Source organism: Rhodobacteraceae bacterium M382 (assembly GCA_025141015.1).
GTDB lineage: Bacteria > Pseudomonadota > Alphaproteobacteria > Rhodobacterales > Rhodobacteraceae > Aliisedimentitalea > Aliisedimentitalea scapharcae.
In genome coordinates this window covers 176,857-195,880 of record CP081101.1, presented here as the reverse complement: position 1 = coordinate 195,880, position 19,024 = coordinate 176,857, and the positions used below count along the sequence as shown (strand labels likewise).

18 protein-coding genes are annotated in these 19,024 nt (G+C 58.4%); 6 read left to right on the top strand and 12 right to left on the bottom strand.

Features of this window, described 5'->3' with window-relative positions; all coding sequences use genetic code 11:
* Positions 1-91: 91 nt before the first annotated feature.
* Both K3727_23350 and K3727_23345 read right to left on the bottom strand, forming a co-directional pair.
* The gene (locus K3727_23350) at positions 92-1,537 is read right to left on the bottom strand and encodes a sulfatase-like hydrolase/transferase (GenBank protein UWQ93744.1); all 1,446 of its coding nucleotides are present in this window, start codon (positions 1,535-1,537) and stop codon (positions 92-94) included.
* A gap of 3 nt (positions 1,538-1,540) precedes the next feature.
* Positions 1,541-2,029 carry a MarR family winged helix-turn-helix transcriptional regulator gene (locus tag K3727_23345; GenBank protein ID UWQ93743.1) on the bottom strand — a complete coding sequence of 163 codons (489 nt, stop codon included), beginning with the start codon at positions 2,027-2,029 and terminating at the stop codon, positions 1,541-1,543.
* Between the two features lie 127 nt (positions 2,030-2,156).
* Between K3727_23345 and K3727_23340 the strand changes: the two genes are divergently transcribed.
* The 6 genes from K3727_23340 to K3727_23315 all read left to right on the top strand — a co-directional run bounded on the left by K3727_23340 (position 2,157) and on the right by K3727_23315 (position 9,192).
* A complete protein-coding gene (locus tag K3727_23340) occupies positions 2,157-3,104 on the top strand; it encodes a tripartite tricarboxylate transporter substrate-binding protein (GenBank protein UWQ93742.1) in 948 nt (315 codons plus the stop codon).
* Positions 3,105-3,170: 66 nt separating this feature from the next.
* A complete protein-coding gene (locus tag K3727_23335) occupies positions 3,171-3,713 on the top strand; it encodes a hypothetical protein (protein ID UWQ93741.1) in 543 nt (180 codons plus the stop codon).
* Entirely contained in the window at positions 3,713-5,311 is a 1,599-nt protein-coding gene (locus K3727_23330; protein UWQ93740.1) for a tripartite tricarboxylate transporter permease, read from the top strand. Before K3727_23335 ends, K3727_23330 begins: the two co-directional genes overlap by 1 nt.
* Positions 5,308-6,822, top strand: coding sequence for a sulfatase-like hydrolase/transferase (locus K3727_23325; GenBank protein ID UWQ93739.1), 1,515 nt, complete (start codon positions 5,308-5,310; stop codon positions 6,820-6,822). Before K3727_23330 ends, K3727_23325 begins: the two co-directional genes overlap by 4 nt.
* Before the next feature lie 12 nt (positions 6,823-6,834).
* Positions 6,835-7,968, top strand: a complete 1,134-nt coding sequence (locus K3727_23320; protein ID UWQ93738.1) for an alpha-hydroxy-acid oxidizing protein — start codon at positions 6,835-6,837, stop codon at positions 7,966-7,968.
* A 1,029-nt stretch (positions 7,969-8,997) separates the two neighbouring features.
* A complete protein-coding gene (locus K3727_23315; GenBank protein ID UWQ93737.1) occupies positions 8,998-9,192 on the top strand; it encodes a hypothetical protein in 195 nt (64 codons plus the stop codon).
* Between the two features lie 259 nt (positions 9,193-9,451).
* On the opposite strand, the gene K3727_23310 is transcribed toward K3727_23315, so the two are convergent.
* The 10 genes from K3727_23310 to K3727_23265 are packed head-to-tail and all read right to left on the bottom strand — an operon-like array spanning position 9,452 to position 19,011.
* Positions 9,452-10,567, bottom strand: coding sequence for an alanine racemase (locus tag K3727_23310; GenBank protein UWQ93949.1), 1,116 nt, complete (start codon positions 10,565-10,567; stop codon positions 9,452-9,454).
* A 2-nt stretch (positions 10,568-10,569) separates the two neighbouring features.
* Positions 10,570-11,727, bottom strand: coding sequence for an amidohydrolase (locus tag K3727_23305; GenBank protein ID UWQ93736.1), 1,158 nt, complete (start codon positions 11,725-11,727; stop codon positions 10,570-10,572).
* 10 nt (positions 11,728-11,737) lie between these two features.
* Positions 11,738-12,913, bottom strand: coding sequence for an acetyl-CoA C-acyltransferase (locus K3727_23300; protein ID UWQ93735.1), 1,176 nt, complete (start codon positions 12,911-12,913; stop codon positions 11,738-11,740).
* A 10-nt stretch (positions 12,914-12,923) separates the two neighbouring features.
* Complete coding sequence (locus K3727_23295; GenBank protein ID UWQ93734.1) at positions 12,924-14,216, bottom strand: ArgE/DapE family deacylase; 1,293 nt, start codon at positions 14,214-14,216, stop codon at positions 12,924-12,926.
* Positions 14,217-14,224: 8 nt separating this feature from the next.
* Entirely contained in the window at positions 14,225-14,857 is a 633-nt protein-coding gene (locus K3727_23290; protein UWQ93948.1) for a CoA-transferase subunit beta, read from the bottom strand.
* Positions 14,858-14,864: 7 nt separating this feature from the next.
* Positions 14,865-15,557 carry a CoA transferase subunit A gene (locus K3727_23285; protein UWQ93733.1) on the bottom strand — a complete coding sequence of 231 codons (693 nt, stop codon included), beginning with the start codon at positions 15,555-15,557 and terminating at the stop codon, positions 14,865-14,867.
* Positions 15,554-16,906, bottom strand: coding sequence for an aspartate aminotransferase family protein (locus tag K3727_23280; protein UWQ93732.1), 1,353 nt, complete (start codon positions 16,904-16,906; stop codon positions 15,554-15,556). The genes K3727_23285 and K3727_23280 overlap by 4 nt, the downstream gene beginning before the upstream one ends.
* Positions 16,903-17,673: an amino acid ABC transporter ATP-binding protein gene (locus K3727_23275; protein ID UWQ93731.1), complete on the bottom strand. Its 771-nt coding sequence runs from the start codon at positions 17,671-17,673 to the stop codon at positions 16,903-16,905. Before K3727_23275 ends, K3727_23280 begins: the two co-directional genes overlap by 4 nt.
* 15 nt (positions 17,674-17,688) lie before the next feature.
* A complete protein-coding gene (locus tag K3727_23270) occupies positions 17,689-18,345 on the bottom strand; it encodes an amino acid ABC transporter permease (GenBank protein UWQ93730.1) in 657 nt (218 codons plus the stop codon).
* Positions 18,346-18,363: 18 nt separating this feature from the next.
* Entirely contained in the window at positions 18,364-19,011 is a 648-nt protein-coding gene (locus tag K3727_23265) for an amino acid ABC transporter permease (protein ID UWQ93729.1), read from the bottom strand.
* Between the last annotated feature and the right edge of the window lie 13 nt (positions 19,012-19,024).

The following is a 19,024-nucleotide window of genomic DNA, read 5'->3' as shown; positions in this document are numbered from 1 at the left end:
CATCCAGTAAATCCCACAGCTCCGATAGTGCCAAAGAAGTATCATCCTGCATCATGGCGGATCCTTGCGTTGAGTTGAAACCAGTCACCGCCTAAGTGGAAGGAGGCGGGGTAGCTGAGGGCGCGCCAAGTTTCGAGGCGATCTCTTGCCCGCCATAAGCCTCAATCAGCGCGTCCTGATCTTTGAACGCTTGCACATTGACGGCTTCGGGATCGCAAATCTGACGAAGTTCGTTTTGCATTCTGGCCAGATCATCTGCATAGGCAGGATTCTGGGCCTGATTGGTCAGTTCTTCGGGGTCTTCGGCCAGATTAAACAACTCCGGCGCGAACCCAACATATTCAATCAGTTTCAGGTCGCCCTTTCGAAGCATGAAAGACGCAGAGACCGACCCGATCGCATGGTATTCGCTGAGCACAGCACGGTTGGGGTCGTCCTTGGACGCGGCAAGATCATAAAGCGATTGCCCGGGTCGATCACCCGGAAGTTCTGCACCAAAGTGGTCGATGATCGTTTCCGAGATGTCCAGCAGGCTTGTTGTGGTCGCGCTGGTTGGCCGAGGGTTTGTTTTCAGATCCGGCGCGGGAGCAACAATCAACGGGATCGCCGCGGATTCTTCATACATGTTCATCTTGCCCCACAGATCACGGACGCCAAGGTTCTCTCCGTGGTCGCTTGAGTAGATGACCGTGGTGTCATCAAAGCGCCCACTGTCCTTCAGCGCCTGGATAATCCGCCCGACATTGTGGTCCATATAACTGGTCAGACCGTAATACGCGGCGATTGCGATACGTCGTTCTTCCTCGTCCTTCCAACCATCTTCTGCGACCATCGCTGTGGCGACCTTTTCGATCCACGGATGTTGGGCATATCCGTCGCGAAGGCGTAGTTTATCTGGGGGAAGCCCGTCCAGAGGATAGAGGTCGTAGAACTCCTGAGGTGAGATCAAAGGGTGATGCGGGGCCACGAGACCCACATAAAGGCACCAAGGGGCGGTGCTGTGCTGAGTGTCGGATAACCAATCACAGGTCCGGTCGGTGACGCTGCGATCATATCTGGTATAGCTGCTTTCCCCCGGCCCGATCGTGTTCCCCATCATGCGAACATCTTTGTTGAAGATGCGTTCATCTTCACGACGGATCGAGCCCCAAACCATGCCAACACCATCGGCGACATGCATCGGGATGTGTTGAACGTCAAATCCAGCGTCATCGTCGATCTGTCGATAGTGTAGTTTCCCAATGGACTCCACGCGCACCCCTTTGTCCTGCAAGGCATGCCCCCATCCACGTGGTGTTCCCTGATAAGGCATCGCGTTGTCCCAATTGCCAATCTCGTGCACCGGTCGCCCGGTTGCAAATGCCGCGCGGGCGGGCACGCAGATCGGAGAGGGCGTGTAGGCGTTCGTGAACCGCGTTCCGCGCGCGGCAAGCGCATCCAAATTCGGTGTCTGCACCACCGGATGGTTCTCACAGGACATGGCGCGTGCTTGGTGCTGATCCGAAAGGATCACCAAAAGATTGGGAGTATTTTTCATTTCTTATTCATCTTCTGGAATCACATATGGGTCGGGGAAATCGGTCTTTTGGGCGGCTTCTGAAAGCAGCTTGATCGCTTTCAGTACGGTTGCTTGTTCGTCCGCCGTAAGCGCACTTACCAGGTGTTCTTGTCTGGCTTCCAAAACAGGGCCCAGGCGATCATGAGAGGTCCGGCCTTTTTCCGTCAATTCGATAAGATGCTGGCGCTTGTCTTCTTCAAACGGGCGCAGTTTGAGGTATCCCTTGTCTTCAAGGACGCCGAGCATTTTGCTGAACTGACTTTTATCGATGCCCGCACCTTTGCGCACCGCAGTGGTGGTGTTCGCAATATCAAGCGCGACCAGCCGAACGATGCGCCACTGCGCAAGATTCAGGTCGCCGTGCCGAGAAATGATCGCTTTTGCCTGGGTGCTTAAAGCAGAGTGCAACTGCGCAATCTGAAAAGGAATATGCAGTCCTTTGGCAATCGCCTCTGCTGCGGATTTTGTCATCGTCGGATATCCTCTTTGATGAAAAGAGATTCAGGTGTTTTGGTGGAAATGTCAACTTGTTCGTTGACTTTTCCACCTTATTATAGAACAAGTGACGTCAACAGACATGTGTTTCAGGGAGGAAAACATGAAGACGTTGCTCAAATCTGCGGTGGTCGCTGCTGCGATTCTCGGGACATCTACGACCGTATTTGCAGAGGATTGGACCCCACCAGGTCCCATCAAGATGATTATCTCATTTGCGGCTGGTGGAGGTGCCGATACTCAGGCCAGGCTGATCGCCGAAGAGCTCGAAGACCTGCACGGTTGGAAAATCATCCCGGAACAAGTAACGGGCAAAGGTGGTTTGAACGCAGTGAACGCGCTGAAGGAGGAGCCAGCTGACGGCACCGCAATCGCCATCATCGTGTCTGAAACGCTTGGCTACAACATGGCGGCCGCAAAAGCCGGCACCCCCCAAGACGTAACGCCGATCACCACCACTGCCGGAACCCAGATGGGCGTTGTCGCGCTGGCTTCGAAAGGCTGGAAGACGATGGGTGATGTGATTGAAGCCGCCAAGAGTGGTCAGGACATTCGTTTTGGTGTCATGACCGGCATGCTGGGCGATATCGCTTACATCGCGGGCAAGGAAAACGGCGTCAATTTCAATATTATTTCGGTCAAAGGCGGTAAAGCCGTCATGAATGGCCTGAATGCAGGCGACATGGATGTTGGTTTTGGCGCGGGCATACAGGCGAAAGCAGTTGCCGCAGGCGATATGGTGGAATTGGCGTCGGCGCGCAGCGAACCGCTGCAAAACTCGCCAGACGCCCCGCTTCTGTCCGAGTATGGCGTTGAGTTTGTTAGCGAAATCTCGTTCATTTTTGCAGGCCCGCCCAACATGGACCCGGCGGCACGAGATGCCATTGCGGCGGCAATCGGCAAAGTCGTAACGACGCAAGGCGGCAAGGCCAACGCTTTCATCACGAAAGGGTTTGGCGGCCCGGTTGTTATCTCGGGAGCCGAGCTTGAAGACGCTGTTCAGAAGGACTTCGATTCTTCCGGCGCACTTATCGCTGCGGCGTCCGAGTAAGCCTGGAAACGAAGAGCGGGCGGCGTGCGCACTGCCCGACATTCTCACCCTATTTGCGAGACCGATATGCGAAAGCTCTCTGCCACCAAGGCACTGGGTGTGGGCTGTATTGCCTTCGCTTTGATCCTTGCCTTCGTCTGGATCCCTTTGGACACCGACACCGGGTTGGTTGAACGGTCCCGCGGACAATATGTCGTGGGCGACAGCCTCGCTCCGACATTGGCCGCTGCGTTTATCCTGATTTCAGGCCTGTTGCTGCTGCTTGAACGTGGTGGCGAAAACGACCGCCCCTCTCGCAACAACGTGATCTATATTGGTGCCATCACCCTGTTCGGAGTCATCGGGATTGTTGTGATGCGATGGGCGGGACCCGTCGCGGCCAACCTGTTTGGCGGCGAAGATTACAGACTTCTGCGCGACACCATACCGTGGAAATATACAGGTTTCGTAATGGGCGGCGGGTTCATGGTCTTTGCCATGACCTCGTTTGTGGAACAGCGACTGACATGGCGCGCAGCGTTGATCGCGCTTGCGGCCGTCGCTGGGATCATCGTGCTCTATGACTTGCCATTTGATGATGTGCTGCTGCCACCAAATGGAGATGTCTGATGGTTGACGTGGGCACTCTTGACTACATCTGGCTTGGTATCCTGGCGGTTTTTCAGGGACCCGAGGCATTCTCTTTCCTTGGCGTTTCGATTTCCATCACCGTCATGATGGTCGCGTTCGGTCTGGTTCTTGGGATCGTCGTTGGCGCAACCCCCGGATTGGGCGGGGTCATTGCGATGGCCATTTCCTTACCGATCCTCATTTCTGTATTTGGCTTCACGTCCGATGCGCTTTTGCCCGTGATGGGGTTTCTGATCGGGGTCATGAAAGGATCAACAGTCGGGGGCGCGGTTCCTGCGATTTTATTTAACACCCCCGGCACGCCCGACGCCTTTATGACCACGCTTGATGGTTATCCAATGGCGCAATCGGGAAAAGCCCGAAAGGCGCTCAAGATTTCCCATTTCTCGTCTGTTTCGGGGGATACGTTTTCGGACATTGTTCTGATTGTCTGTGCCCCGTTTCTGGCGATCCTTGTTGAATCCTATTTGGACCTTCCCGAAAAAACTGCGCTTTTGATCCTATCGCTTAGTTTCATCGCAGCGGTCGTCGGTGGATCCGCTGCCAAAGGGCTTTTGAGCTGCGGGCTTGGTCTTCTGGCGGTATATATCGGAACCGGTGATGATTTTTATCCCCGCCTAAGCTTTGGCAGTTCGGCACTTTCCGACGGGATTCCCATCACCGCAGCGGTGATTGGTGTGCTGGTCATCGGGGCCATTTTCAGCGAGCTTGAAAACCTGTGGAACCAAACGCGCCGCAAAGGAGCGATTGAAGTTGCCAAGGACACAGGCGACCAGCGCCTCCACTGGGCCGACATTCGGCGGATCCTTCCTTATATCGGCCGGTCAGCACTTATTGGCACCACAATCGGCGCACTGCCCGGTGTGGGATCGACGCTTGCAGCGACGATTGGATATGCGACCGGCAAACGGTTCCACGCAAAAAATAAAAAGCCTGAGGACCCAGAGTTTGGGCAGGGTGCGCCCGAAGGTATTGCCGCGACAGAAGCCGCAAATTCTTCGGTTTCGGGGGCGAACCTCATTCCGGTTCTGTCGCTTGGCATTCCCGGCAACACGGCGGCCGTATTTCTGATCCTGGCAGCAGAGTCCATTGGGGGGTTCAACCCAGGCCCAGCAGTTTTCAAGTTCTCGACAGATTTGAACCCTGAACTCGTGATCGCCTTCGGGCTTTTCACCACCATGATCCTGGCCAACCTTCTGAACTGGACAATCGGCGGGTTTCTCATGCGGTTTCTTGGTGCCCTTGTTCGCATCCCGAAGCAATATCTGTTGCCCGTCGTTCTGCTTCTTACACTCGCATCTCTTTATGTTCAGGAAACCTCGATGAGCGCGATCTGGTTCGCCTTTGCATTCGGGATACTGGGTTATTTCATGATGCGCTTTGCGATCTCGCCGCTCCCGTTCGTCATTGGGTTCGTGTTGGGGGGGCGCATCGAAGAAACCGCGCGTCAGGCGTTTTCGGCGACAGGCGGCGATCCCTTGTTTCTTCTCAAAAGCCCACTCGCGGCGGCGTTCATCCTGTGCGCCGTGGGCGTACTCTTCATATCTCTACGCAAGCCAAAGGCAGACAAAAAATGACCCGCCCAAACATTCTTTTCATCACTTCGGACCAACAGCGTGGCGATTGCTATGGGTTTCGCGGGCGCAACGTCTATACGCCACATCTGGACATGCTTGCCGCTGAGGGCACCAGCCTTGAAACGGTCGTGACGCCTTGCGTTGTCTGTCAGCCTGCAAGGGCTTCTATCCTGACTGGTTTGTTGCCGCGCACCCATGGCGTGCATGACAACGGGATCGATCTGGATCCTGAGCTGGGTGAAAAAGGGTTTGCGGCGTCGTTGTCTGCTGCCGGATATCACACCGCAAAGATCGGGAAAGCGCATTTTGCGACCTATCACACCTACGGTGACAGCGACACGGTAGAATCCATTCCCGGTTCAACCAAAGTGCCCGCGGGATGGCGTGGTCCCTATATGGGGTTCGATCATGCCGAGCTTGTTCACATCGGGCACAACTGGTGGCTGCCCGAGAAACCTCCTGCCGGTCTGGCTTATGAGGAATGGTATTATGGGGATGGTCGGGGTGCGCAAAAAAACAAACTGCTTTGGGAAAGCCATCGTGACCACAATGGCGCGCCTCAGGTATGGTCATCAAAGCTCCCTGTGGCGTGGCATAACTCCACTTGGATTGCGGACCGCGCAATTGATTTCATCAAACAGGATCATGACAAGCCGTTTTGCATGTGGGTGTCGTTCCCTGATCCACACCACCCGTTTGATTGCCCTGAACCATGGGCTTCCTTGCATCGACCTGAAGACGTCGATTTACCAGAACATCGAACGCGTGATTTCGAGGGTCGACCTTGGTGGCACCAGGCCGCGGTTGAAACAAAGATCGAGGGTAAAGGCGCAGAGATCCGCACAAGCTATTCACGCTATCCCGAAATCTCGGATGAGCACCTGCGTGAGGTGATCGCCAACACCTATGGCCAGCTCTCTTTGATCGACCATTCCGTTGGCCGCATCATCACCGAATTGGAGGCGCAAGGATTGGCCGACAACACCTACATTGTCTACACTGCGGACCATGGCGATTGGCTGGGGGATCACGGTTTGGTGCTGAAGGGGCCGATGCCGTTCGAGGGCCTGCTGAATGTCCGTGCCATCGTGAAAGGGCCGGATGTACCAGCAGGTAAAGTCAGCTCTGAACCCCTTTCGACATTGGACTTTGGCGCAACATTTATGGACTGGGCCGGAGCGGACAGCCTGATGGAGATCCACGGACGATCCATGCATGATGTCATTTCGGGTGACGGAACGCGCGACGCGGCCATGAGCGAATGGGAGCTTCTGCCCGGTCGCGTCGGTGTCGGCCTGTCCCTGCGAACCGTCCGCAGCAAGACGGCCAAACTGACAATCGATCTGAAGTCAGGCGCTGGCGAAATGTACGACCTTGAAAACGATCCCCATGAGTTGCGGAACGTTATTGATGATCCGGTCTATGCGTCCCTAAAGGCTGATCTGACCGAAATTCTGATGTCTCGACCAGATGATATGCGACCAAATCAGGTTCAGGTCGGAATGGCGTAAGGAGGCCGGGCAATGCCAACCATCACATGTGTTGAAGATTTCCGTGCGCTCTATCAACGCCGGGTCCCGAAAATGTTCTATGACTATGCGGAATCAGGGTCGTATTCGGAAACAACATTCAGAAAAAACGAAGCCGATTTTGGCAATGTCAACATTCGTCAACGCGTGGGAATTGACGTCACGGATATCGATACCCGCACCAGAATGACCGGCGCGGCGGCCCAGTTGCCCGTTGCCTTTGCCCCTGTTGGCATGCTTGGCATCCAAAACGCCGGGGGCGAGATCAAGGTCGCAAAAGCGGCGCGTGACTTTGGCGTTCCCTTCATATTGTCGACGATGTCTATTTGCTCGATCGAACAGGTCAAAGAGGCGACAGGCACGCCGTTCTGGTTTCAGCTTTACGTGGTCAAAGATCGCGAATTTGTCCGCGATCTTATCCACCGCGCCAAGGCTGCCGGATGTTCACATCTGGTGGTGACGATGGACCTGGCGATGCTTGGACAACGCCATAAGGATGTGAAAAACCAGCTGTCGATCCGCCCAAATCTAAAGAACATGCTCAACATAGCGACCAAACCGCGTTGGGCGCTCGAAATGGCAAAAACGCCCTACAAGGGCTTTGGCAATGTGATTGGCCATGCAAAGGGCGTGGACGATCTGAGCAGCCTTCTTGCCTGGGCCAAGGAAATGGTCGATCCGGCGCTGGATTGGGACGACATCGAATGGATCCGCAAAGAATGGGGCGGACCGATTGTGTTGAAAGGTGTCATGGATGTCGCAGACGCGCGTCTTGCGGCGGGGATGGGCATTGAAACGATCATCGTCTCAAACCACGGGGGGCGCCAATTGGATGGGGCCGCAAGCTCAATCTCGTTGTTACCAGAAATCGCAGATGCTGTGGGTGACAGGATGGAGTTGTTGATGGATTCCGGTGTGCGCACTGGAATGGACATATTTCGCGCACGAGCTCTTGGCGCGTCAGGGGTCCTTCTTGGCCGCGCCATGGTCTATGCGTTGGGCGCAATGGGTCAGGAAGGCGTTGCCGCCTTGTTGAACATCCTTGAGCAGGAACTGAAGACAACTATGGCATTGGCCGGAAAAACGTCTGTGTCAGACATCAGCATAGACGACGTATTCAGAGCTTGAGAAACGTCTGATCTCTGACAAAGCTTGGTCATCTGTCTTCATGAACACGCTGGGAGGTTCTGATCGGACTTTGTGCGTTGTGGTTGCCGACAGAACAGTTGGTTCGATGAGCCGGGTCTTTGCGAGGCACGATTGGCAATCAGACCCCGTCCGCGCAATTATCGCCCAGGGTCGATGGCAAAGGCACAATGCAAAACGCATCTGAGTAGATTGGCCGATTCATCGCAGTGTCAGGTCGGGGTTTGTCGCCCCTGGCCACCTCAAGCATAGCAGATCTCCACTGCAAAGTGGCAATTCGGGACCTCTGGGCTCACTTTGGTCGATCGCTGCGAGCGCGGTTTAGGACCGGCATTTCAGAGGATCCGGCCGTTTTGTTTCTGATTGAATTGTCAGGTTGACGCGGTGTCAATGCTAGGCGTGGGAGGGGTGGAGTGACAGGCGTTCAGAAATATGCTGGTGCAGTGATCAGATTTTTTGTCTTGCACCGAGGTATTACAGTGCCAAAAGAGGGTGACAGTGGAGAAAAGATGCGGGTTTCTATTGTGCCGGACCTCATGCGAAATTACGAGGTATGATCCTCAAAATTAGTCTCGCTGACATAGCCAAATTTGCCGGTTTGCTGCAGAATGTAGTGATTGAGCCATTTGACTTTTCGCCGAGTGCTGACATGTCACGCATAACCAATCGCGAGAAGGATATGCTTCAACAAGCTGCTTTTGGGAAAACCTCAGGGGAAACCGCTGTGGTGCTGGATCTTTCTGAACGTTTTGTAGAGAGTTTTACGGAAACCCAGGGTCCGGACTGTGTGCCGCAAACACGGCACGCGCGGTTTCCACAGCGATTGCGATGGGGTTCATTCTAGCGGTTTCCAACAGCTAAGGATGGACGTCAGGTTGGCCATCCCCTTTCGAAGGAAATCAGATTTATTAACATAAGATAGATTACGCGTATCTGGGTCGCACAGGGGGGGCATTCTAAACCCCGTTGCGACAAATCCCCTATCTTGCTGGAAAGTAAGGAGAATGGAAAATGGAGCACAGGGAGCTAAACCTGCGTGAACGCCGCGCAACTGATGATTGCGGAGCGGCGCGCACGAAACCTGTGATGGGAAGGATCATGAAAACCATCAAAGACCTTCCCCTCGTTGCTCGTCGATCCATCACTTCGATCGCGGTACTGAGTTTGTCAGTTGGCCGCTATCTGGACGCAAACCTGGTTCTGTGATCCCTCCAGCCCTTGGCAAAAAGACATCGTCGAAAACACCAATTGCCGGGCCAGATGTTGGTTTCCCCGCAAATGTCTTGGGTGGAAAACGTCGACCGAAGTCTTCCGAGAAAAGATTTTGGAGGAAATGCGAGGATCCCCTACCCTGTCGCCAGACAAGAATAGCGGTTCAGGTATCGCTCACATCACCCAGGCCGTTGGATAAGTCCGTCAGGGGTAAGGGGAAGCACGTTCAAAACCCGACCTGTACACCAAAGCCTTAACAGTAGACCCGGTGATTGCGCTGCCCCCAATCGGTGTAAAGATCGGCCATGATCGTGCGGAACTGACTTTCGGCCAGGGGCGGCGCGATCTGGGCGCGCCCTTGGCCACCGATAACGGTGACACTGTCACCGATCCGGACATCTTCGATATCGGTGACATCGGCGACGATGGCATTCATCGACACTTTGCCAATGACTGGCGCCAGGCCGTTGCGGATGGAAACCACGGATTGCCCATCGGACAGGCGCCGAAAGCCATTCTGATAGCCGATCGAGATGCAGGCAAGCAGACGCGGTTGCCCCAAACGCCCGGCGCGGTCATAACCCACGCTGGATCCGCCGGGATACCGCTGAAGGCTGACCACCTGGGCCTCCAGGTCCATGGTGCTGCAGAACCCCAGATCGGGCCTCAGGATGCCATAAAGGATCGCACCACAGCGATACATATCCGTATCGATCTGCACCCCGGATACCAGGGTCAACGAGCTGCCCGCATGCACCACCACATCCGCGCGGGATAGGCCGCTGTTGTCGATCACCCAACCCACCTGCTGCTGAAACACGGCTGCGCTTTGCTGCAACTCCGGCGGCTCATTGGACGGAAAATGGGTACAGATCCCGGCAACTTCCGACCCCATGATTTCCAGAATCCTGCCACAGGCATCCTGTCCGGCGGGGGTAGCGATTTCCAGCGCGTCGCGCGACATGCCCGCCGCGTTCAGAGCCAGATGCACCGGGGCATGGTGGTGTCCCGCGTCCAGATCCGCGCGCATCTGTTGGGCCATCGCAACCGAGGCCACCTGTTCCTCGATCCGGTCCGATTGACCGGCGCGAATTTCCTGCGGGGTGGCCGCCCGCAGACGCATCAGCGCGCCGTCAAACCCCATGTCCCGCACCGCGCGGGCCTCGGCGTTTGAGGTGATGCCGATGCAGGTGACCCCCTGTTCCTGCACCAGCGGCACCACCTGACCTATGCCATGCCCATAGGCATCCGCCTTGAGCACAGCACAGAACCGACGGCCTGCGGGCAGCAGCCCCAGCGCCAGCTCCAGATTCCGCGAAATGCGATTGCGGTGGATGGTACACCACGAAGGGACACCGTGATCGGGCATGCTCACACCACGGCCCTGCCCAGCAGCTGGTCAATCAGGGCACAGAACAGATCCGTTACCACCGGCACCAGCGCATCGGGGAAATCATAATCCGGGTTGTGCAGCTGGGGGTGATCCACACCCGATCCCACATACAACAGCGCTGCTTGCGCCCCATCGTCGCCAATCCGGCCAAAATCTTCGGACCAGCGCATCGGGATCTCCATGTCGGTCACAGCCAGCCCCAGCACACTGGCGACCGTACGGGCCATCGCTGTGGCCTCGGGGTCATTGACCACCGAGCGGAATACATCATGCCACTGTACATTGACGGATAGCCCGGAAGTGACACGGTCGACCCGCGCCATAGCGTCCGCCATCATGCGGTCCATACGTTCGTTGGTCATCGACCGCAGCGTCACCCGAAGCTCTCCGTCGGCCGGGGCGATGCCGAATGTCGGCTCTCCCAGCATCGCGTGGGTCAGGGTCGCCAGCGCGAAATCCTGGTCGCCGATCTGCCCCTGACTGAGCCCCGGCAGCGACGTCATCAGCGCTGCCATGGCTGGACCGGGCGACACCCCATCCTCGGGCAAGGCCGCATGCGAGCTTTTGCCCTCCATTGTGATCTGCATCCCGCGTGAGGCACAATTGCCCGGCCCCGGGCGCAGTCCGATTTCGCCCAACGGGCGGCCCGGCACATTGTGATAGGCAAAAGCATAATCTGGGCGGATCTCCGGCCAGCGGGGATCCTCGATCACCGCCTGCGCCCCGGCCCCGGTTTCTTCGGCCGGTTGGAACAGCAGGATCACCCGTCCCCGGGCAGGCCGCCGGGCCAGCCCCATCGCAACCCCCAGCAATGACACCATATGGCCGTCATGACCGCATAGATGCCCCCTGCCTTCGATCTCTGACTGGTAGGGCAGATTGGAAATCTCGCGGATCGGCAACCCGTCCAGCTCACAGCGCAACAGGACGGTCGGCCCCTCGCCTGCGCCGGTGAACTCGGCGGCGACACCATGCCCACCCAGCCCCTGCCACAGGCGATCCGCCCCCAGCAGCGTCAGCTCGGCGGTGATACGCGCGGCAGTTTCCTGCTCTTGGCCCGACACCTCGGGGCGACGGTGCAGGTCGTGGCGCAGCGCCAGCAACGATGAGACCTGATCGGATGAAAGCACAGGCATGATGACCTCCTCAGAATATTTCGACCAGCCCGGCGGCTCCCTGGCCGCCGCCGACACACATAGAGACGACGGCCCATTTCGCCTTGCGGCGCTGCCCTTCTAGCAGGACATGGCCGACCATACGCGCGCCGGACATACCGTAGGGATGGCCAATGGAAATCGCGCCGCCGTTCACATTCAGCCGGTCGTCGGGGATGTCCAGATGATCGCGGCAATAAAGCAGTTGCGCGGCAAAGGCTTCGTTGATCTCCCACAGGTCAATGTCCGCCACACCCAGCCCCGCACGCTGCAACAGGCGCGGGACGGCGACCACGGGGCCGATGCCCATTTCGTCGGGCGCGACTCCGGCAACCGCAAATCCACGCAGCGCCCCCAGCGGTTCCAGCCCGCGGCGGGCGGCCTCTGCGGCTTCCATCACCACCAGCGCCGCAGCGCCATCCGACAGCTGGCTGGCATTGCCAGCGGTCACGGTTTTGCCGTCACCACGCACCGGTGTCAGCGCCGCCAACCCTTGGGCTGTGGTCCCTGGGCGATTGCATTCGTCCTGTGTCAGCCGTACCTGCTGTTCGTATGTGTCGCCGGTGGCCTTGTCAGTGACCAGTTTGACCGCCTCGACCGGCACGATTTCTTTGGCAGACAGCCCCTGTTCCTGCGCCCGGGCGGTGCGCTGTTGGCTGCGCAGCGCATAGGCATCCTGGGCCGCGCGGCTGACGCCATAGCGGTCTGCCACCACTTCGGCGGTGTCCAGCATCGCCATGTAATAGGCATCCGCTACGGTCGGATCGCGATAGCGGTGGCCGTTCCACTGCGCGTTCTGCACCAGCGAGATACTGTCGACCCCGCCCGCCAGCGCCACCTCAACCCCGTCGCCCTGCACCATATGCGTGGCAATGGCGATGGCGTTCAGGCCCGAGGCGCATTGGCGGTCCACCGTGGCCCCTGCCACGCTGTCAGGTAACCCCGCCGCCTGGGCAATGTGGCGGGCCACGTTGATCCCTGCCGAACCCTGTGTCAGGGCCGACCCAAAGACGATCTCTTCGATCGCACTCCCGTCGATCCCGGCGCGGTCAATGGCCGCGCGCACAGCAGGGGCGGCCAGGCTGGGCACTTCGAGGTTGTTGAACGCACCGCGATAGGCCTTGGCCATTGGGGTACGGGCAGTCGAGACAATGACGGCTTGGCGCATTGGTATTCCTTTAAATGGTTTCAACGCCGCACCAATCGGCGATGAACATCGCCGTGGCCTTGGTCACCCGGCGCATGCTCTCCAGTTCAACCCGTTCGTTGAACCCGTGAATGGCCTCGGCGCGGGGACCATAGACCAGCGCGGGCGTATCGGCATAAAGTCCAAAGAACCGCGCATCGGTGGTGGCGGTGATTGCCTCGCGCACCAATGCCTCGCCCGTTGCGGTCTGATGCGCCTGATCCAGCGCCGCGATGGCGGATTGCGCCTTGGCCGAACTGTCCTGTGACAGCGCATAACCTTCGGCATGGAATCCGTGATAGACGATCTCGGGCAGGGAATTGCGCAGAAAGTCATTGTCGCGCGCCGCGTCCAGAATGACCTGTTCGATCTCGGTCTTGGCCGCCTCGATGGATTGGCCCGGAAAGATCGCCATACGCACGTCAAATACCGCCCACGCCGGAACCGAGCTGGTCCAGTCGCCGCCTTCGATCTTGCCCAGATTCAGATTCAGCGCGTGGTCCATATGGGCATAGTCGGCGGGGCGGTGTTCGGCGGCGTTCCAGCGGTGTTCCATCTCGTGCAGCGCACGGATCAGGGGAAAGGCCGCCTCGATCGCATTGGCGCCGCTGCCGGCATAGGCAACATGGGTCGGGCGGCCACGCAGGTGCACCTGGAACCAGATCACCCCTAGCTGGGCGGTGACCAGATGTTCGGAAAACGGCTCTGGGATCAGCGCCGCATCGGCAGCATAACCGCGCGCCAGACAGGCCAGCGCGCCATTGCCGGTGCATTCCTCTTCGACCACGGATTGGAAAAACACATCGCCTCCCGGGGCCAGCCCACAGGCCGCCAGCGCATCCAGCGCAAAAAGGTTCGATGCCAACCCCGCCTTCATGTCGCCACCGCCCCGGCCATACAGCCAACCGTCTTCGACCCGCGGTTCAAACGGCGGGCTGTCCCACATGTCCAGCGGCCCGGCGGGCACGACGTCGATGTGACCGTTCAGGATCAGCGACCGGCCTGACTGAGTCCGGGACCGATGGGTACCGACCACATTCACCGCGTCCTCATAGTCACCGATCACCGGAGAGAACCCGGGAAGATGGCTGATCTCGGCCACGTCGATCTGCCAGCGGTCCAATTCGTACCCCCGCTCGCTCAGCGCCGTTGCCATGAAAGCCTGCGCGGATTGTTCGTTTCCCCGGGTCGACGGATGCGCCGTCAGGTCAGAGAGAAACTGCACCTGCTGGTCAAAGGCCGCATCCACGGCGTTACACAGGTTGGTGTTCAGATCGTCTTGCATGAGATCCCTCAGAAAGTTGGCAGGGCCGTGTCGGGCAGATGCAGCGGTGCCCCGGTTGCGGCGATCACGTCCTGAACATCCACGCCGTCGGCGATTTCGATCAGCGCATAGCCCTGAGGCGTGATGTCGATCACCGCCATTTCGGTAAACACCCGCGCCACGCATCCACGCGCGGTCAGCGGCAGTTCACATGCGGCCTTGAGCTTGGGGTTTCCGGCGCGGTCGGTATGGGTGGTCAGCACCATCACCCGGCGCGCCTTTTGCGCCAGCTCGATGCCGCCGCCGACGCCGGGGCTGAATTTGCCGGGAATCTTCCAGTTGGCCAGATCGCCATTGGCCCCCACCTCGAACGCGCCCAGCATGGTCAGGTCCAACCGCCCCGACCGCACCATGGCAAAGCTTGTGGCGCTGTCAAAGAACGCCGACCCCGGAACTGTCGACACATAGGCACCGCCTGCATCGATCAGATTGCGGTCGGCGTGGTCGGCGGCCAGGGTCGGTCCGATACCAGTCATGCCGTTTTCGGTGTGCAGACACACCGGGAAATCGGCAGGCAGGTGATTGATCACCCGCGTCGGCAGGCCAATCCCCAGATTGACCACCATCCCCGGGGCAATTTCGCGTGCAGCACGGGCGATCATCCGGTCTCTAGCGTTGGACAACGGCGTATTCCTCAGACAGATCAGTCAGTTCGACAAGGTAATCAACAAATACCCCGGTGGTGTGGATCTGGTTGGCATCCAAACCGCCGGGCAAAAGCACGGTTTCCGCCTCGGCAATCACGCCATCCGCGGCCATGGCCATCAACGGGTTGAAATTCTGCGCGGTGGCGGCATAGGTCAAATTGCCAAACGTGTCGGCCTGATCCGCATGGATCAGCGCCACATCAGCGCGCAGGGCGGTTTCCAGCAGATGCGGCTTGCCTGCCACCTCGACCACTTGTTTTCCTTCGGCCAGCTCGGTGCCGATGCCGATATCGCTCAGCACGGCACCAATCCCCGCGCCCCCGGCGCGGATACGTTCGGCCAAAATGCCCTGTGCGTTGAATTCAACCTGAATGCGCCCTTCGTTCATCAGCGCAATGGCATGGCTATTCAGCCCCAGATGGGTGGTGATCAGCCGCGACACCTGGCCGCTTTGCAGAAGATGGTCGATGCCCAGATCCGGTTCATTGGCATCATTCTTGATCAGCGTCAGATCGCGCGCGCCATGCTCGACCAGCGCCCGGATCAGCGTCATCGGCGTGCCCGGCACACCAAAGCCACCCACCATCACCGTGGACCCGTCCCGGATTCGTGAAATCGCAGATTCAATACTGCATCGTTTGTCCGGAAGCTTCATGCCGCAGCCTTTCCCACCGGCAGGCCAGTTTCGAACGCAAATGCGTCCAGAGCGTCGCGCAGGATCACCATCATTTCGGCAATCTGGTCCGGGGTGATGATCAGTGGTGGCGCGATCAGAAAGTGATCGCCTGCGGTCCCGCCCCGGGTGCGGCGCGAATAGATGATCAGCCCCCGTTCATAGGCCAGTTCGACCAGCCGGTCATAGGCGTTCAAACTCGGGTCCAGCGGTTCCATCGTGTTGCGGTCGGCGACGAATTCAAAGGCCGTCAACAGCCCTTTGCCGCGCACATCGCCGATAAAGGGATAACGTTCCATCAGCGCGCGTAGTTCGCCCATCAGCACCTCGCCCATGCGGGCGGCATTGTCGATCAGGCCCTGGTCTTCCATCTCTTCCAGCACCGCCAATCCGGCGGAACAGGCCAATGGATTGCCGGCATAGGTAAACCCATGCAGAAATCCACCGGCATCCAGCACCGGTTCGACCAGCCGTGCCTGGGCAACCACCGCTCCCAGCGGTGCATATCCCGCACCGAACCCTTTGGACATGGCGACGATATCAGGGGTGATGCCCCAATGTTCAGCAGCCAAGAATTTACCGGTGCGACCGGCCCCGGTCATCACCTCGTCATAGATCAGCAGCACCCCGAATTCATCGCAGATCTCGCGGATGCGGCCATAGTAGCTGTCCGGCGCCACAAGCGCCCCGGTTGACGCGCCGCCCACCGGCTCCATCACAAAGGCCAGAACGTTTTCAGCCCCCTCCTCCAGGATCTTGTCGCGCAGCAGGTTGGCATATTTCAGACCGCGGTCTTCTTCGCTCAGGTTGTCACGGTCCAAATAAGTAGCCGGGGCGTCGATCTTGGGCATCCCTTCCAGCATCGGAGCAAAGGGTTCGCGCAGCGGGTCATAACCGGTCAGATCCAGCGCTCCAAAGGTACAACCATGATAGGAGGGGAACCGCGATATCACCTTGTATCGCGTCTCCTGCCCCTGGGTCAGCGCATATTGCCGGGCCAGTTTCACCGCGCTTTCGACCGCTTCGGACCCGCCAGAGACAAAGAACACCCGGTCCAGCCCCTCTGGCGTCATGGCCACGGTCTTGGCGGCCAGATCCTCGGACGGATGGGTGCGGAAATGCAGCCGATACCCAAAGGTGGCCTTGTCCATCTGGGCTTTGATCTTGGCCAGAACACGGGGGTTGGAATGGCCAATGTTGGACACCATCGCACCAGACGATCCGTCGATATAGCGTTTGCCGGTCTCATCAATCAGATAGATGCCGTCGCCATGATCCAGAAACGGGCGCGGGTTGCGGGACTGGTAGAACAGATAAGAGTCGTCGCTCACTGTGCGGCCTCGATGTGTTTGCGGAGAAATTCCCGGGTGCGATCCCGGGACGGATTGCGGAACAGCACCTCGGGCGGGCCTTCTTCGACCACAACGCCCTTGTCCATGAACAGAACCCGGTCACAGACCGAAGCAGCAAAATCCATCTCGTGGGTGACGATGATCATGGTCATATGTTCCTGCGCCAGTTTGCGCATCACCTGGTTCACCTCTTCCACCAGCTCAGGGTCCAGCGCCGATGTCGCTTCGTCAAACAACATCAGCTTGGGTTTCATCGCCAGCGCCCGGGCAATCGCCACTCGTTGCTTCTGGCCGCCCGACAGCTGCGAGGGGTAATAGTCGATCCGCTCCAGCATCCCGACATGGTCCAGTTGCTCCTCGGCCAGTCTGTTTGCCGCGTCCTTGGACAACCCTTTCAGCATCATCGGCGCCATGGTGACGTTTTCGCGGGCGGTCATATGCGGGAACAGGTTGAAATGCTGAAACACCATGCCGACTTGCTGGCGCATCTCGTTGATGTGCTTTTCGTACTGGCGATGGGGTAGTTTCTTGTTCACCTGCACCCCGTCCAGCCAGACTTCGCCGCCGGTCAGAGGGTCCAGATCATTGATCGCCCGCAATAGGGTGGATTTGCCCGACCCGGACGACCCGATGATGCCGACGATCTGGCCCCGATCAACACTCAGGCTGATGTCTTTCAGAACCTCCAGGGTACCAAAGGATTTTTGGGCGTGGCGGATTTCAACAAATGCTGTCTGTTCGGTCATGAGAGCCTCGCTCGCTCAACGGGATATGGAGATGCGGCGCTCGATCTTGCGCTGCACCCATTCCATGCAAAGATTGATGACATAGTAGCAGGCGGCCGCCAGCATGTAGAATTCGAACGGGCGATAGGTCTTGCCGATGACCCGCTGGGCCGACAGGGTCAGCTCGCTGACGCCAATCACCGACACCAGGGCGCTGTCCTTGAGCAGGGCGATCATGTTGTTGCCAATAGGGGGGATCACATCGCGCACCGCCTGGGGGATCACCACCTTGCGCAGCGCCTGGCCCCGGCTCAACCCCATGGTTCGGGCGGCCTCCATCTGGCCTTTGTCCACCGCCAGGATAGCGGTCTGGATCAGTTCGGAATTATAGACCGCAAAATGCAGCCCCAGCCCGATGATCCCGGCCACGAATGCCGGCAGGTCAATGCCGATCTGCACCAGACCGAAATAGATCAGGAACAGCTGCAGCAACAGTGGTGTGCCCATGAACACCCATTCGATCAGGCGAAACGGCTGGCGGATGATCCAGGGCGCATACAGCGAGACCACCGCAAAGACGATACCCCCGAAAAAGCTGAGGATCGCCGCAGCTACGGTGATGCCGATGGTCCAGGCACAGCCTAGCAGGACAACGTCCAGGTATTTGGGGATAATCGAAAAATCGAGACCCATTTGTCTTTCCTTTCCCGATCAGGTGATCTGGACTTTGCGGTCGACCCAGGCAACGCCCCGACCCACCACAGAGATGATGATCATGTAGAGAATCCCGGCCAGCAGGAACATTTCAAAAGGCTTGTACGTCGACCCGATATAACGCTGCGCGGTATAGGTCAGCTCGATCACCGATATGGCGGCCACCAGCGCGGTGGACTTTACCAGCATGTTCAAGTTGACCCCAAGCGGGCGAACCATCAGACGGGCGGCCTGCGGCAGGATCACCCGGTACATGCCCTGCCACTGGCTCAGGCCCAGGGTGCGGGCGGCCTCGCGCTGACCTTTGTCGATGGCGATGATTGCGCCGCGGATGGTTTCGGTCATATAGGCCCCGGCATTGACGCCCAGCCCGATTACCCCGGCCTCAAAAGCATCCAGCTGAATGCCGATCTGCGGCCCACCGAAATAGAGAATGAACAGTTGGATCAATGCAGGCGTGCCGCGGAACACGCTGACATAGGCAGCGCCGATGAACCGCAACACCGCAAAGCGCGACAGCCGCGCCGCGACCCCCAATGCCCCGCAGATCAGACCCAGAATAGCTGTGAGGACCGACAACAGAATGGTGATCCAGGCCGCCTCCAGAAAGAAGGGATAGACCTTCAGCATCAGTTCAACGTCCATGTCGTCCCCTCTG